13 protein-coding genes are annotated in these 14,448 nt (G+C 66.0%); 9 read left to right on the top strand and 4 right to left on the bottom strand.

The window, feature by feature from the left end; translation table 11 throughout:
• Nucleotides 1–2 precede the first annotated feature (2 nt).
• Entirely contained in the window at nt 3–845 is an 843-nt protein-coding gene (locus ACQP1G_RS36010; RefSeq protein WP_433194136.1) for a DegV family protein, read from the top strand.
• A gap of 289 nt (nt 846–1,134) precedes the next feature.
• Here ACQP1G_RS36010 and thrS read toward each other — a convergent pair whose 3' ends face one another.
• Both thrS and ACQP1G_RS36000 read right to left on the bottom strand, forming a co-directional pair.
• On the bottom strand, nt 1,135–2,358 hold the full coding sequence (thrS, locus tag ACQP1G_RS36005; protein WP_433194135.1) for a threonine--tRNA ligase: 1,224 nt from the start codon (nt 2,356–2,358) through the stop codon (nt 1,135–1,137).
• Between the two features lie 219 nt (nt 2,359–2,577).
• Complete coding sequence (locus ACQP1G_RS36000; RefSeq protein ID WP_433209123.1) at nt 2,578–3,339, bottom strand: SDR family oxidoreductase; 762 nt, start codon at nt 3,337–3,339, stop codon at nt 2,578–2,580.
• Between the two features lie 161 nt (nt 3,340–3,500).
• Here ACQP1G_RS36000 and lexA point away from each other — a divergent pair, with 161 nt between their 5' ends.
• The 3 genes from lexA to ACQP1G_RS35985 all read left to right on the top strand — a co-directional run bounded on the left by lexA (nt 3,501) and on the right by ACQP1G_RS35985 (nt 5,698).
• Nucleotides 3,501–4,163, top strand: coding sequence for a transcriptional repressor LexA (gene lexA, locus ACQP1G_RS35995; RefSeq protein WP_433194134.1), 663 nt, complete (start codon nt 3,501–3,503; stop codon nt 4,161–4,163).
• Nucleotides 4,164–4,283: 120 nt separating this feature from the next.
• The gene (locus tag ACQP1G_RS35990) at nt 4,284–4,775 is read left to right on the top strand and encodes an FBP domain-containing protein (RefSeq protein ID WP_433194133.1); all 492 of its coding nucleotides are present in this window, start codon (nt 4,284–4,286) and stop codon (nt 4,773–4,775) included.
• Nucleotides 4,776–5,179: 404 nt separating this feature from the next.
• Nucleotides 5,180–5,698 (top strand): hypothetical protein, encoded by a 519-nt coding sequence (locus tag ACQP1G_RS35985; RefSeq protein WP_433194132.1) that lies wholly within the window; start codon nt 5,180–5,182, stop codon nt 5,696–5,698.
• A 264-nt stretch (nt 5,699–5,962) separates the two neighbouring features.
• Here the strand turns inward: ACQP1G_RS35985 and ligD are convergent, their stop codons facing one another.
• Nucleotides 5,963–6,907 carry a non-homologous end-joining DNA ligase gene (gene ligD / locus ACQP1G_RS35980; RefSeq protein ID WP_433194131.1) on the bottom strand — a complete coding sequence of 315 codons (945 nt, stop codon included), beginning with the start codon at nt 6,905–6,907 and terminating at the stop codon, nt 5,963–5,965.
• A 291-nt stretch (nt 6,908–7,198) separates the two neighbouring features.
• On the opposite strand from ligD, the gene ACQP1G_RS35975 reads away from it, so the two are divergent.
• The 5 genes from ACQP1G_RS35975 to ACQP1G_RS35955 all read left to right on the top strand — a co-directional run bounded on the left by ACQP1G_RS35975 (nt 7,199) and on the right by ACQP1G_RS35955 (nt 13,300).
• Nucleotides 7,199–7,417: a hypothetical protein gene (locus tag ACQP1G_RS35975; protein WP_433194130.1), complete on the top strand. Its 219-nt coding sequence runs from the start codon at nt 7,199–7,201 to the stop codon at nt 7,415–7,417.
• A 21-nt stretch (nt 7,418–7,438) separates the two neighbouring features.
• On the top strand, nt 7,439–8,545 hold the full coding sequence (locus ACQP1G_RS35970; protein WP_433194129.1) for a helix-hairpin-helix domain-containing protein: 1,107 nt from the start codon (nt 7,439–7,441) through the stop codon (nt 8,543–8,545).
• 272 nt (nt 8,546–8,817) lie between these two features.
• Entirely contained in the window at nt 8,818–11,232 is a 2,415-nt protein-coding gene (locus ACQP1G_RS35965) for a ComEC/Rec2 family competence protein (RefSeq protein ID WP_433194128.1), read from the top strand.
• Between the two features lie 477 nt (nt 11,233–11,709).
• Nucleotides 11,710–12,681, top strand: a complete 972-nt coding sequence (gene holA / locus ACQP1G_RS35960) for a DNA polymerase III subunit delta (protein ID WP_433194127.1) — start codon at nt 11,710–11,712, stop codon at nt 12,679–12,681.
• Nucleotides 12,682–12,982: 301 nt separating this feature from the next.
• On the top strand, nt 12,983–13,300 hold the full coding sequence (locus tag ACQP1G_RS35955; protein WP_433194126.1) for a hypothetical protein: 318 nt from the start codon (nt 12,983–12,985) through the stop codon (nt 13,298–13,300).
• A 14-nt stretch (nt 13,301–13,314) separates the two neighbouring features.
• Here ACQP1G_RS35955 and ACQP1G_RS35950 read toward each other — a convergent pair whose 3' ends face one another.
• Complete coding sequence (locus ACQP1G_RS35950; RefSeq protein ID WP_433194125.1) at nt 13,315–14,385, bottom strand: aldo/keto reductase; 1,071 nt, start codon at nt 14,383–14,385, stop codon at nt 13,315–13,317.
• Nucleotides 14,386–14,448 lie beyond the last annotated feature (63 nt).

Here is a 14,448-nt window from a genome sequence, read left to right as displayed (position 1 = left end):
CCGTGGCCGTTGTGGTCGTCACCGATTCGTCCGCCAGCCTCCCTGCCGAACTCGTCGGTGAGTTGGACATTGCCGTTGTCCCGCTCCACGTTCTGGTCGGTGACCGCGCCATTCGCGAAGGCGTCGACCCCATCGATATCGACTACGGCTCCGATACCGTGACGACCTCGGCGGCCTCGCCCGGCGAGCTGCGCGCGGTCTACGAGCAGGCACTCGCCCGGAGCAACGGGGATGGTGTTGTCGCGGTACATCTTTCGCGCCAACTCTCCGGCACCTGGGAGGCCGGTCGGCAGGCGGTCCGCGATATGGACGCCGCCGACCGGGTCCGGCTGGTCGATTCGCTCGGCGCGGGCCTGGCCACCGGCCTGCCGGTGCTCGCGGCCGCCCGCCGCGCACACAGCGGCGCGTCATTGGATGTCGTATATGACACCGCCGTCGCCGCGTCGAGCCGATCGCGCACGTTCATTCTGGTGAACCGTACCGAACAATTGCGCCGTGGCGGCCGATTGAGCAGCGCCGCTGCCTTTTTCGGCAGCGAACTGGTGAGCAAACCGCTGCTGCAGATCGTCGATGGCCGATTGGAGCTGCGTGAGAAGGTCCGCACCCGGTCCAAGGCCTACGCCAAACTCGTTGCGGCAGCGGTGGACGCGGCCGGTGATGAAGGTGCCGCTGTCGCCGTCCAGCACCTCGGTGCCGAGGACGCCGCGAATACTGTCGCCGCCCAACTCCGCGATCTGGTTCCCGGTATCCGTGAAATGATCGTCGCCGAATTCGGTCCCGCCCTCGGCGTGCACTTGGGCGTTGGTGCCGTCGGTGTGCTGGTTGTCCCCGGCGGCTGCGCCTGATCGCCGATGCGGCGAACCGTACTGTGGGGCGGGCCCGACCCGACCTTGTCGGCGGAATTTTGCGAAGTGCGGGAAGGGCTCTCGGCGATGTCGAGTCGGGTGGACTGAGCGTCGCGCGGCCATCGGCACGTTTTCGCCTGTCCGCACGGCACGCCCGCGTCGGTGCCGTGGACCAGCGCCGATGCGTGGCCGGACGCGCCACACATCGATGCGTGCGCGCTCGGTGAACTCTGTGATCGCCTGGCGATCCACTTCGTCACCGAGCGCTTAAGGCCGGATCCAGCTGGCATCACTGCGGATTCGACCACAGTGCGGTGCTATGCACGGCGATGAGTTCGGTGACCGGGGACAGGAATTCCTCGACCGGCAGCGGTTCGAGGCGACGTCCGTCCCGAAGCCGTACCGCGACACGGTCATTAGCGACCTCTTTCGGGCCGATGACGACCTGATACGGGACCAAGCGGGCCTGGCGGATGCGCGCGCCGAGACTGCCGAGTTCGTGATCGGCGATCTCGGTGCGCAACCCCAGTTCGAGACAGCGTCGGGCAAGGGCCTCGGCGTGCGGAACTTCGGCCGCCGAGACCGGCAGGATGACCAGCTGGGTCGGGGCCAGCCAGGCCGGGAAGGCTCCGCCGTGCTCCTCGATCAGATGTGCGACTGCCCGCTCGATGCTGCCGATTATGCTGCGGTGCACCATGACCGGGCGGTGCTTCGCACCGTCGGCACCGATGTAGTGCAGGTCGAACTGCTCCGGTTGGTGGAAGTCGACCTGCACGGTGGACAGGGTGAACTCGCGACCGGCACTGTCGGTGAACTGGATATCGATCTTGGGACCGTAGAACGCGGCCTCACCCTCGGCCCGTTCGTAGGGCATACCGGAGCGGTCGAGGACATCGGCGAGCATGGCGCTGGACCGCTGCCAAAGTCCCGGGGCCGCAACATATTTCCCGCCGGGGCCGGGCAGTGAGAGCCGGTAGCGGGTCGGGTTGATACCCAGCGCCACGTGGGCCCGTCGGATCAGCTCGAGTGCGCCCGCGACCTCGTCGGCGACCTGGTCCACGGTGCAGAAGATGTGTGCGTCATTGAGCTGGATCGCGCGGACCCTGGTGAGTCCGCCGAGTACACCGGAGAGCTCAGCACGATACATCCCGCCCAATTCGGCCATACGCAAAGGCAATTCGCGGTAGCTGTGCGAGCGTGCGCGGAACATCACCGCATGGTGCGGGCACAGGCTCGGGCGCAGCACCACCTGTTCGCCGCCCAACTCCATGGGCGGGAACATGTCATCTCGGTAGTGCGACCAGTGCCCCGATATTTCGTAGAGCTCCCGCTTGCCGAGCACCGGCGAGTACACGTGCCGGTATCCGGCCCGCCGTTCCGCGGTGCGGATGTAGTCCTCCAGGACATGGCGCACGGTGGCGCCGTCGGGCAGCCAATACGGCAGCCCGGATCCGATCAGCGGGTCGGTGTCGAACAGGCCTAGTTCGCGGCCGAGTTTGCGATGGTCGTACATGGGGTCTCCTCGCGGACAGCGGGCGAGTGACCACAAGACGAAGCCCCGGGGCACTCGCCCCGGGGCTTCGATCAAGACATCAATCAGCGCGCCGGGACAGTATCCGGCGTCGTCGTCACAGCAGCGCGCTTCATGTTCGCCACAGTAGCAGATCCGTCGTAGCACTAGCTGGCGAATAGCTGTCCCGCGCAGAATAGTGCTGACGCGCAACAAGATTCGCTATCCGACCTGCTCCGCGAGGAAGTCCTCCCAGGTGAGCTTGCCGACCGTCGCGCCATCGATGGTCAGATTCTCCTTGGCGCGATAGGCGCGTCCGACCTTGCCCGGCACCCGGACCGGCAGGAACACTCGCCGCTTGCCCTCGGCCTGCAGATAGCCGCGGATCAGTTCGGCCATCGGGTACACCGTCGGTCCGACCAGATCGGGCACCCGTCCGGCTGGTGCGCCGAGCGTCAGCTCCACGAGCCGGACGGCGACCTCCCGCGAATCGACCGGTTGCCAGTCGATTCCGCCGGGCGCCGGGACGATCGGACTCTTCGCCATGCCCCGCGCGGTCTTCAGCGCCAGGTCGTGGAACTGCGCCGCACGCAGAATGGTGAACGGCACACCCGATTCGATAATGGCCTGTTCGGCGGCGAACTTGGCCTTGAAGTAGCCGATCGGCAGCTTATCGGCGCCGATCACGCCGATATAGACGATATGCCGCACCCCGGCCTTGGCCGCGGCGTCGATCAGATGCCGCGTCGCCACATCATCGCCCTTGGGTCCGCCCGCCAGGTGCAGGATGACCTCCACGCCATCGACCGCCGCCTCCACGCCCGTGCCCTGCAGCAGATCGCCGGTCACGAATTCGATGCCGTCGGTCGATTCGTGGGCATTGCGGCTGAGCATCCGAATCTGGAAACCGGCATCGACCAGCAGCGGGGTGACGTGGCGGCCCAGCGTGCCAGTGCCGCCGGTCAACAGGATGGTCGTCATGATTCCTCCAAGCTCGGTGGGCCCGTGGTGCGCGGCCGCGTCAGTAGGTCTTCCTAGAGGTATGACGGCGCTGCGGGGCATGGTGTGACATGACCGGAGAACGCGCAGGTACCCGACGGTGTGCGCGAACGAATTGTCTGCCGCTTGCCTCTACGATTCCCCGGGTGACCGGATACGACGACCTCGATGCCTTCGAGCACCTCGACACTTCGACGCTGCCGCCGCGCCAGCAGCGGATTCTCGCCACGATTCGGGACTGGGTGGTGCGGTACGGGTATGCGCCGAATACCCGCGAAATCGGCGACGCGGTAGGGCTGCGTTCCTCGTCGTCGGTGTCCAAACATCTGAAGTCCTTGGAGGACAGGGGATTTCTGCGTCGCAGCGAGACGATGTCGCGGCCGATCGATGTGCGCAGGTTCCTGCGGGCGTCCGCGCCGCGAGAGCAGAGCGAGGATTCGGTGACGGTGCCGGTCGTCGGCGATATCGCGGCGGGCACGCCCATCCTCGCCGAGGAGCACACCGACGATGTGATGACGCTGCCGCGCGAACTCGTCGGGCGCGGAACGGTTTTCGGACTGCGGGTGCGCGGCGATTCGATGATCGACGCGGCGATCTGCGATGGCGATCTGGTCGTCATCCGCAAACAGCACGAGGCGCATTCGGGTGACATCGTCGCCGCGATGATCGATGGTGAGGCGACGGTCAAGGTCTACCGCCGTCGCAACGGGCACGTCTACCTGGAGCCGCGCAATCCGGCCTATTCCGTCATCGACGGCGACGAGGCTGTGGTCCTGGGGAAGGTGGTCTCGGTGATGCGCCGCGTGTGAGCTCGGCGACACGGCGTGTGGTGGCGGCAACGGTGGCTCGAAAATCCATTGCCCGAGCTAACGACCACCTGTAGCGTCGCTTCGGTTTGTCCACCTATCGACCGAAGGAGTCGATGCCGTATGAAAGCCGTCACCGAACGCGACATCAGGTCGTCGTTCATCAATTGCTCCAAGACGACCGCCAAGAAGTTGCCCGTGCCGCGGGATCTGGACGCCCAACCGTGGGATGACCTGGACTTCCTCGGCTGGAGCGATCCGTCGCTGCCCGGGCGCGGCTATCTCGTTGTCCCGCAGGACGATCGCCTGGTCGGGGTCGCGCTGCGTTACGAAACGGGTGGATCCGGCCGGACCCAGATGTGCGCGATCTGTCTGACCACGCATACCGGCCGCGGCGTCTCGCTGATGACCGCGCACAAGGCGGGCGAATCCGGGCGTCGAGGCAATTCGATCGGTACCTACATGTGCACCGATCTCGCCTGCTCGCTCTACGCGCGCGGTAAGCGAACGCCCGCACTCGGTAACCGGTACCGGGAAGATCTCATCACCGAGGAGACGAAGATCGGACGGGTCCGCGACAACATGAACGCCTTCGTCACCAGGCTCTTCAGCTAGTCCGTCGCATCCGGACGCAGCTGTGTAAAGGAGGTAGATGCCATGCGCCGACACTCGACAATCCGCGCACTGTCGCACCCTGAGTTCCGCCACACCGCACCCGAACTCGGGGTGCCCAGGATTGCGCTCCGGTCGAGACGGCCCGGACACCGGCCGGACCACCTCATCCGGAGCGGAATCCTCGCCCCGTAGCAGTGTCGATCCCGCAGCCCGCGAACGCCACGGCACCCGCCTCACAGGCCGTGGACCGTGGATGAGGCGCTGATCGACCTGCTCGGCTATTACATCGACCGACAGGCCGTCAGAACATAGCGGCAGAGCCGTGCCAGCCCCCCCAGTTGCGATGACGGACACGCGATCTCCGCCTGCGGACAGCACGTCTGCGCAGGTGGGAGGCTATTGTCATGACCAGTTCACAGACCAACGGGTTTCCTTCGGGTGAGTTTCGGGTCGTCGAGGTGGATTCCGGACTATGCCTCACCACCAAGCCCGGCGTCACTAGCAGGACCGACGGCAACCAGGAGTACAACGAGCGTCACGGTATGGCCACTCAAACCGGGAACCCCGCCGTCGAGGTGCTCTCGGTCACCGGGGAGCCACGACAGCGCTGGTACACCGACGGCGCCCTGTTGATCAACACGGTCAAAGAAGACGTCCGCGGAAACTTCGCCCTCCGCATCAGCCCCGATCTCATGAGTCGCCTCGGCGACGGAAACAACCCGGACTACGTGGAGATGGTCGGTATTGGTTCTATCGATGCCGCTCAGTTACAGGCCGAGGACGGGTATATCTACCTGGAGGGTGAGCCCGAGAACGTCATCACCTATGCACCGGGCAATGAAGGACTGTTGGGCAAGGTCGAGCTGATCATGACCCCTCGCGGTGGTGCACACCAGCGCTGGCGTTTCGAGCTTGGGAAATAGCGCAGCACTGTCTGGGGTCCACAATTGTGAAAGCCGCAGGTCAGCAACCTGCGGCTTTCACTGTCTGCAACGTCATCCTGTGCGGGGACTGCCTCCCGGGGTGCAGGCCGGAAACGGTCGAGATTCTGGCTCAGATGCAACATTGATGCATCCAGCACGTCGACGCTGGTCATCGATTCAGGATTGGCCCGAATCGCTACCGCAGCAAGCCATCTAACAGCAAGAACGACGCGATCAATAGGCAATACAGTGTTGCATCCGATGCTATAGAGGCATTTTGATTTCTCGCGCGTCCTTGTCGGGGCGGAGTCCGCGCCATGACGGGTGCCGCAACCGACCGTCGCTGGTCCATTCAGTGAACGACACTTCGCCGACGAGTTGGGGCTCTACCCAGATGGCATCGGGAACGTCGGCATCGGCAGTGGGAGTGTTGCGTTGCAGCGGTTGAAGTTTCGCCTTCAGGTCGTCGAGCATCGCTTGGGTGAACCCGGTGCCGACGTTGCCGATATAGGCGAGTTTTCCTTGGTTGTCGTAGATGCCCATCAGCAGTGAGCCGATGTGCCCGGCCCGGCGGCCAGTGCCGGGACGCCATCCGAGGAGAACGACTTCTTGGTCGTTGACATTTTTGACTTTGGTCCACAGCGGGCTACGGCGGCCCGGCAGATACGGGCTGTCGAGGCGCTTGCACACGATCCCTTCGAGGCCGAGTCGCCGGGATTCGGCGAGGATCTCGACGCCAGAGCCCTGCAGCCGCGGCGGAACCTGCCAGTGCGGGCCATGGAGGCCGAGGTGTTCGAGCAGTTCTCGCCGCTGCTCGTAGGGCAGATCGATCAACGGGCGTGTGCCGATATGGAGGAGATCGAAGACGAGGTAGGTCGCCTTCACGGAGTTGGCGAGGTCTCGGATCACTGCGGGGTTGCGCTGATGCATTCGCGGCTGCAGTGCTTCGAAGGAAGTACGTCCGTCGGCGGTGAAGGTGACGATTTCACCATCGATGACGAACGGCGGGGTTGCCGGGGCGAGGGTGGCGAGTTCGGGCCATGCCGGGGTGATGTCGTTGCCGTTGCGTGAGACCAGGTGCAGGTCACGGTCGATATAGCCGATGGCGCGAATGCCATCGAACTTGACCTCATATGCCCAGCGCTGGTCATCGCTGGGGAGGCTGCCCGCCGCCGCCAGCATCGCCGCATACCGCGGCAGTCCTGTCACTCGCGCCTCGACACCATTGTCTGGCCCTTTCGCGGTTGACTGATCGTTTGAATAGTACCGACCGGTCTTGTATCTGGTTGGTCACTGACCGTGTTCTGCCAAACTCGGCGTGTGTCGCCGGTGGTTGTCTACGTTGTCGCGGTGCCTGTTCCGGTGTGGAGGTTGTGCTACTTTCCGGCGGCGTTGCCGACACCCATGGGTTCGCCGTCGTTTGCTTCGCTGATTGCCGATGACTGGGCCGAATGGCGGCAGGGGTCTTCCCGGTGAGTCCTCACACACCGGCAAAGAGGCTTGGTCAACGGTCAGCTGCTAAACCCTGTCCATAAGATCTTCGACCTGCTCCACATCGGCGACCGATCGCTGATCGACCTGCCCTACCAGCAGCGGCGCCAGCTACTCGAACAACTCGGCCACCAGAAATCCGTGCCATGGCGGGCCGAGTTGTCCACAGGCCGGGAGTTATCAACAGACTTTTTATTTCGCCTGCTCAGCGCCCATCTCCCTCTCTGACTCGGGACTAGCGTCGCCGCCATGCCACGACATGACGAGCGCGAGCGGATTCGGCGGCGACTCAGTGCGTTGACCGAGCGAGTCGGTGCCACCCGGACGATCGGTGCCCGGGGTGCGGCCGGTTCGGTGGGCGCCGAGTACGGAAAGCCGCCTGGACCCCGAAAGCGATCGGAGGCCGAAAGGCGGTGCGCGAAGCCGTCGTTGGGCTCGCGGCGCTCGTCCGACGGCGGGCGGTGGGATGACGAGCAGTTGCCCTCGTCCAACCCCGAGGATCTGCGAACCGAGGACGACGGGGATGCGGTCGATGAGGACGACGGGGTCGGCGAGGTGCGCATTCCCGGCTGGTTGGACGCGCCGGAGGGACGCTCGTCGTGGCGGGATCGCTTTGTGCCGGAACGATTTCGGGGGACAAGATTGGACCCGGGGTGGCGGGGGTTGGTGACGCTGGTCATGGTCGGGCTGGCGGCGGTGGTCGTCGCATCGGTCGTCGTGTTGCGTGAGCGACCGGTGGCGCAGGCGGTGCCACCACTGTCCGCGGTGCGAACCAGCACCGGCACGGCCACGGTATCGGCAGGACTGTCCGGTCCGAGTATGGCCGCGGCGCCCGGCGCCGTTTCGCCTGTCGCATCGGTAACCACGACTCCCGCAACGGAAGTGGTCGTCAGCGTGGTCGGGCTCGTGCACCGTAGCGGTCTCGTGCGGTTACCCGCGGGGTCTCGGGTAGCCGACGCACTCAACGCAGCGGGCGGTGCGAACGACAGGGCGGACCTGAGCGGCCTCAACCTGGCCCAGCGCCTACAGGATGGTGACCAGGTGCTCGTCGGTCCCGGTGGACCGAACACGGGCGCGCCGCAACTCGGCAGCGCGACGATCAGCGCGGGCGGACGCGCGCCGAGCGGTTCGGCATCGAATTCCACCGCCGCACCACGCCCGTCGACCAAAGTCGACCTCAACACTGCGACCGAAGCCGAACTCGACGCCCTCCCCGGTATCGGCCCCGTCACCGCCCACGCAATCGTCGCCTGGCGCACCACAAATGGACGATTCACCGATATCGCCCAACTCGGCGAGGTCGACGGTATCGGCCCAGCCCGCCTCGCCCGCCTCCGCGACCTGGTGACGATATGACCACGTCGAGTGACCGGGGTCGCATCGACCGCCGGGCTGCGCTGGATGGTGGTCATCGGGCGGGTGTGGAGGTTGATCGGCGGACCGGTGTGGGTGTTGATCGGCGGGCGGGTATGGAGGCTGATCGGTGGGCAAGCGCGGGGGGTGATCGGCGGGAGGGTGCGGGGGGTGATTCGGCGTCGGAGGAGGTGGTACCGGCTCTCGATGCGCGGTTACTGCCTGCGGCGTTGTGTTGTTGGGGGGCAACGATTGTTGCGCTGACGGCGGGGTGGGTGGCCGGTCTGGTGCTGGCTACGGCGCTGGTGTTGCTGGCGATCGGGCTTTGGGTGGTGCTCTTGCGTGCACTGGCGCATCCCAGCGAGCGGTGGCGGGTCGTCGCCATTGCCGCGCTGGCCGCGATGCTGCTCGGTGCCGGGTTCGCGACGGCGGGCGCATGGCGTGTGCACCGGGTGGCGACGCATCCGTTGCGGCACACCGCGGCCTCGGTGCGGGTGGTGGTCGTACCGACCGATGATCCGAAACCGGTGCGGTCCAGTGCCTTCGGCGGCGAGCGGCGGTGGACCGTGCGGGCGCGGCTGCGGGAATACCGGCAAGGCGAGTCGACGGTGCGGGTCGGTGGTGCCGTGGTCATCCTCGCGTCCGGTGCGGAGTGGGGTGAGTTGCTGCCCGGTCGAGCGGTGGAGTTCCGTGCCAGACCGGAGCGGCCGTGGCACCGCGATCTCACCGTCGCCACCCTGCGAGCCCAGGGACCGCCGGTCGCGGTCGGCGCGTTGCCCTGGTGGCAGCGAGTGGCCGGAGCCGTACGCACCGACCTCGCGTCGGCAGCGCGCGTATTGCCCGAGCGTCAAGCCGGACTGCTGCCCGCACTGGTGGTCGGGGACACCTCCGCGCTGCCCGATGAGGTGCGCGAGGACTTCGAAATCGCTGGGCTGGAACACCTTTGCGTGGTCAGCGGTGCCAATTTCACGATTCTGCTCGCGGTGGTGCTCGGTGCGATGCGACTGCTCACCCTCGGCCCGCGTATCGCAGCCGCGGTCGCGGCAGCGGCGCTGCTGATGTTCATTGTCGTCGCGCGCCCGGATCCCAGCGTGCTGCGGGCGGGCGCGATGGGCGCGATCACGTTGCTCGCGTTGATAACCGGACGCCGCAAGCAAGCGTTGCCCGCGCTCTGTACGGCGGTCATCGGTCTGCTCGCAGTGTCGCCGGAACTGGCGGTGCGTGCCGGATTCGGGCTGTCGGTGCTCGCAACCGCCGGACTGATCTTATTGGCACCGAGTTGGGCGGACTGGTTGCGCGCCCGCGGCTGGTGGCGGGTCCCGGCCGAAATCGTCGCGGTATCGGCCGCAGCCTTCGTGGTGACGACACCACTCGTGGTCGCGCTCACCGGACGGCTCAGCCTGGTCGCGATTCTCGCGAATATCCTTGTCGAACCGGTAATCGCGCCCGTGACGGTGCTCGGCGCGATCGGTACCGCGCTCGCCGCGGGCTGCTCGCCGCTGGCCGAACTGGTGCTGCGCTGCGCCGAACCGCCGCTGTGGTGGTTACTGTTCGTCGCCGAACATGCGGCGAGTGTGCCGGGCGCGGAGGTTTCGGTACCCGATGGCACGACCGGTGGGCTGATCGCTTGCGGGGCGGTCGTTCTCCTGGTGCTGGCATTGCGGTCCGCGATTCTTCGCCGTCTGGCCGCCGCCGTACTGCTCGGTGTCGCGGTGGTGCTGATTCCGGTCCGCATCTGGCATCCGGGCTGGCCACCCGCGGGCTGGGTGCTGGCCGTCTGCGATGTCGGACAGGGCGACGGACTCGCATTATCCGTCGGCGACCACACCGCTGTGGTCATCGATGTCGGCCCTGATCCACGAACCATCCGCACCTGTCTGGATCGCTTGCGCGTCAACCGGATAGCGCTGCTGGTCCTGACCCATCCGCACGCCGACCATATCGCCGGTCTCGCCGGTGCCGTACAAGGCCGCACGATTGATGCCCTGGCAGTCGGCCCCGGCGAACTCTCCGGAGCAGCGATTTCCGGACGTACCGTATCCGGTCCCGCCGCCGCCGAAAACCGTCCGATATCGAATATGCCCAGATCCGAAGTGGGTTCGAGCAAGGCGACCGGTACCACTCCAGAACCGACTGTGACACGGGAACGGCGCACGGAGGTCAGCGGACCGGACCAAGTCGCCAGCATCGCGGCGCAGGTACACATCCCGGTGCTCGAGCTGACCTCCGGACACGTATTGCGTTTCGGCGCTGTCGAATTGGACGTACTCGCACCGGCCCAACCAGAGCGCCGCCCGATAAGCATGCCCAGTACCGACGATGCCAACGACCGCTCGATCGTCATCGCCGCGACTACACCAGCGGGCCGGATCCTGCTCACCGGCGATATCGAAGCCCCGGCACAGCAGCGACTACTGCGCTCCGGTGCCACCGTCCAGGCTGCCATCCTGAAGGTTCCGCACCACGGATCACGAACCACCACAAGGGAATTCCTCACCGCTGTCCGGCCTCGTCTCGCACTGGTGAGCGTCGGCGCCGACAACACCTTCGGCCACCCGAATCCCGCTGTACTGGCCGAACTCGCCGACATCGGCACCCGCGTGATCCGCACCGACCGATCCGGCGACACCGTGATCGTCGGCTCCGGTCCGGACCTTCGCATCTTTTCATCACGATCGACCAAATCGTGATGGCTGGTGCCATATCGATTCAGCGGCCCGCAGGTCGGAGCCGGACTGCGACTGGACTGGAACGCGTGTCGAAGATCGGGGCGAGGCAGCTGGCCGCCAACGAAAACATGGATCGCGACAAAACGAAGGATCGGTCCCTGCCACGACCACCGTGCAGATGTCGGAGATCTTGTTCAGCACGCAGCGCCCGGCCGAGTGGGACGCGTTTGCCGACCTCGAGCAGTATCGGCTGTTGCACCTCACGATCGAACCCACCGGATCTTCATCGACATCCGAAAGGGCTACGGCACAGCGGCAAGCAGAGATCGGCAGATGCCATTGACGTTGACAGCCGCAGTGCGGTCAGGACACGACCGTCGTGCAACAACTACGCCGACTACCAGCACATCGCCGACGTTCTAGCATGACCGGGGTGGCAAAGCGGGGGACGCTGTGAGGCGCGGCGGCTCTGTCGGTGGGGGTACGTAGGATGCATCCGTGAGCGAACGGACTGCGGCAGTGCACCTGGTGCTCGGTGATGAAGAGTTGCTGGTCGAGCGGGCTATCGCGGGGATTGCGGCGCAGGTGCGGGGGAGTGCGCCGGATCCCGATGCGGTGCCCGTTGATCGGCTGCGGGCGGGGGATGCCAATACCGCGGAACTGGCGGAGCTGTTGAGTCCTTCGCTGTTCGCCGAGGATCGGGTGATCGTGCTCGATTCGGCGGCGGAGGCGGGCAAGGATGCTGTCGCGGTGATCACCGCTGCTGCCGAGGATCCGCCTGAGGGCGTGGTGCTCGTGGTGCTGCACTCCGGGGGCGGTCGGGCCAAGGCATTGGCACCAGCGCTGCAGAAGTTGGGTGCGCAGACGCACGATTGTGCCAAGTTGACCAAGGCGTCCGAACGTGTGGAGTTCGTGCGCGGCGAATTCCGGAATGCCGGGGTGCGGGTCTCGAGCGAGGTCGTGCAGGTGATGCTGGAGGCGGTCGGCTCGGATCTGCGGGAATTGTCCGCGGCCTGTTCACAATTGGCCTCCGATACCGGCGGCAAGATCGATATCGCCGCGGTGCGCCGCTACTACTCCGGCAAGGCCGAGATCTCCGGTTTCGATGTCGCTGAACTCGCGGTGGCGGGGGATCGGCCCGGTGCGATGGAGGCATTGCGCTGGGCCAACGACCGGGGCGTGCCGCATGTGCTACTCGCCGACGCCCTCGCCGACTCGGTCCACACCATCGCGCGTGTCGGTTCCGCGGGCCGTGGTGACCCGTTCAAACTGGCCCAGCAGTTGGGCATGCCGCCATGGAAGGTCAAGAAGGCCCAGGCCCAAGCACGAGGCTGGAACGCGGCCAGCATCGGCTCGGCCCTCCAGGTGGTCGCCACACTGAACGCCGATGTCAAAGGTGGCGCTGCCGACCCCAATTACGCTCTGGAACACGCCCTCTCCCGAATCCTCGATCTGCACTCGGCGAGCTGACCTGCCGCGCGATAGCGATTTGCGCGTCGGAGAGCCGCTGAGGAGTGGTGTCGGCATCCGGCTGCCGACCTCGTTGTTGTGAAAGTCAGCGAGCGGGCGGTATGCCAACTATTTGCTCCGCCTGGCGCACGCGCGCATCCGCCAAGCGACTGAACAGCGCTTATTGCGATTTTCAGCACATACCGGACGCTCGTTCTCCATGGCAATCTAGATACCGGCTATGGACTAGCAAACAAGATCGCTAGATGGCGATTTCGAGCGTGCCCCTAGAGGGCACGCTCGTCGCCGTGACGGCCGGGGCGTGCACCGCCACCCACAGCCGCGACGCCGGATCGGGCGGGCGATCGCGAAGGTCGCCGCGGGCGTATCGGCGGTGGTCGTGCTCGCCGGAACGGCGGTCGGCTGGGCGACAGCGGGCGACCCCACTGCCATTCGCCGCGAAGTCCGCGCCGCCTTCGGCCAAGCCATCGCCGCCATTCCGACAGCCGGGCGGTCGCCGTCAACCGACAACGACCAGCCCGTCGAAACCTCCATATCCGGTTCGCTCACCCCGACTCCCGACGTGGGCACCCCGGTCGAGAGCTCCATCTACGGCGACACCATCCCCTGCGTGAACTGACGCCCCACCCGGACTCAGTCGCGCCCTTCGATCTTCAGCTCGCCGAAGGTCACCCCGCGGGTCATCGGCCGGGCCAGCATGTCGTGCGGGAAGCCGAGTTCTACCGCGCTGGCCTGCTCGAGGCGTGCCACCTGCGCGGTATCGAATTCCACCTCGAGCGCACCGAGGTTGTCCTCCAACTGCGCGGCCGTGCGGGCGCCGATGATCGGTGCGGTTACCCCGGGATTGCGCAGGGTCCAGGCGAGCGCAACCTGCGAGGGCGTCTTACCCAGTTGTGCCGCAACATCTTTCACCACATCGGCGATGGCGAGTCCGCGTTCGGTGAGCGACCCGTTGGCGGCGGCCACATTCTTGCGGGTGCCCTCGGGCGAGCCCGCCGCATCGTGATCCAGATCGGCGCGGCTGTACTTGCCGGTGAGCACGCCGCTGGCCAGCGGCGACCACGGCACCACGCCGAGACCGAGTTCCCGCGCCATCGGAATGAGTTCGCGTTCGACGGTCCGCTCGATCAGGCTGTATTCGATTTGCAGCGCGATCAGCGGTGACCAGCCGCGCAGGTCGGCGATGGTCTGCATGCGCGCGATCTGCCAGGCCGGTGCGTCGGAGATGCCAACGTAGAGCACCTTGCCCGCGCGGACCAGATCGTCCATGGCGCGCAGGATCTCCTCGACCGGGGTCAGGAAGTCCCAGGCGTGCAGGTACAGCAGATCGATGTAGTCGGTGTTCAGCCTGCGCAGGCTGGCCTCCACCGAGCCGACCATGCTCTTGCGGTGGTTACCGCCGGAGTTGGGATCGCCCGGCCGCCGCAGCATCGTGTATTTCGTTGCCAGCACCAGACTTTCGCGATTGTCGGCGCTGAACTCACCGAGCAGCTTCTCCGAGGTGCCGTTCGTGTATTGGCTGGCGGTGTCGATGAAATTGCCGCCGCGCTCGACGTAAGTGTCGAAGATCTTTCGGGCCTCGTCCTTATCGGCGCCCCAACCCCAATCGGCGCCGAATGTCATGGTCCCCAAGGACAGCGGAGACACCCGAAGACCCGAGCGGCCGAGCAGCCGGTAGGTATCGAGGGTGCGGGCTCCGGACATGTCGTGCTCCTGTCGTTTGTGCTTCGTTTCCGGTGTGACCAAGTCTGGAGCGGTACCTGGCCA

The sequence above is a fragment of the Nocardia sp. CA-107356 genome, assembly GCF_050946365.1.
In the GTDB taxonomy this organism is placed as follows: Bacteria; Actinomycetota; Actinomycetes; order Mycobacteriales; family Mycobacteriaceae; genus Nocardia.
This window is presented reverse-complemented; position numbering and strand designations above follow the sequence as displayed.

Coding starts and splice junctions, on each gene's coding strand:
- thrS (WP_433194135.1), bottom strand. CDS start 2,358: ATGTACGACCATCGCAAACTCGGCCGCGAACTAGGCCTGTTCGACACC.
- ACQP1G_RS35985 (WP_433194132.1), top strand. CDS start 5,180: ATGACCAGTTCACAGACCAACGGGTTTCCTTCGGGTGAGTTTCGGGTC.
- ACQP1G_RS35990 (WP_433194133.1), top strand. CDS start 4,284: ATGAAAGCCGTCACCGAACGCGACATCAGGTCGTCGTTCATCAATTGC.
- ACQP1G_RS35950 (WP_433194125.1), bottom strand. CDS start 14,385: ATGTCCGGAGCCCGCACCCTCGATACCTACCGGCTGCTCGGCCGCTCG.
- ACQP1G_RS35970 (WP_433194129.1), top strand. CDS start 7,439: ATGCCACGACATGACGAGCGCGAGCGGATTCGGCGGCGACTCAGTGCG.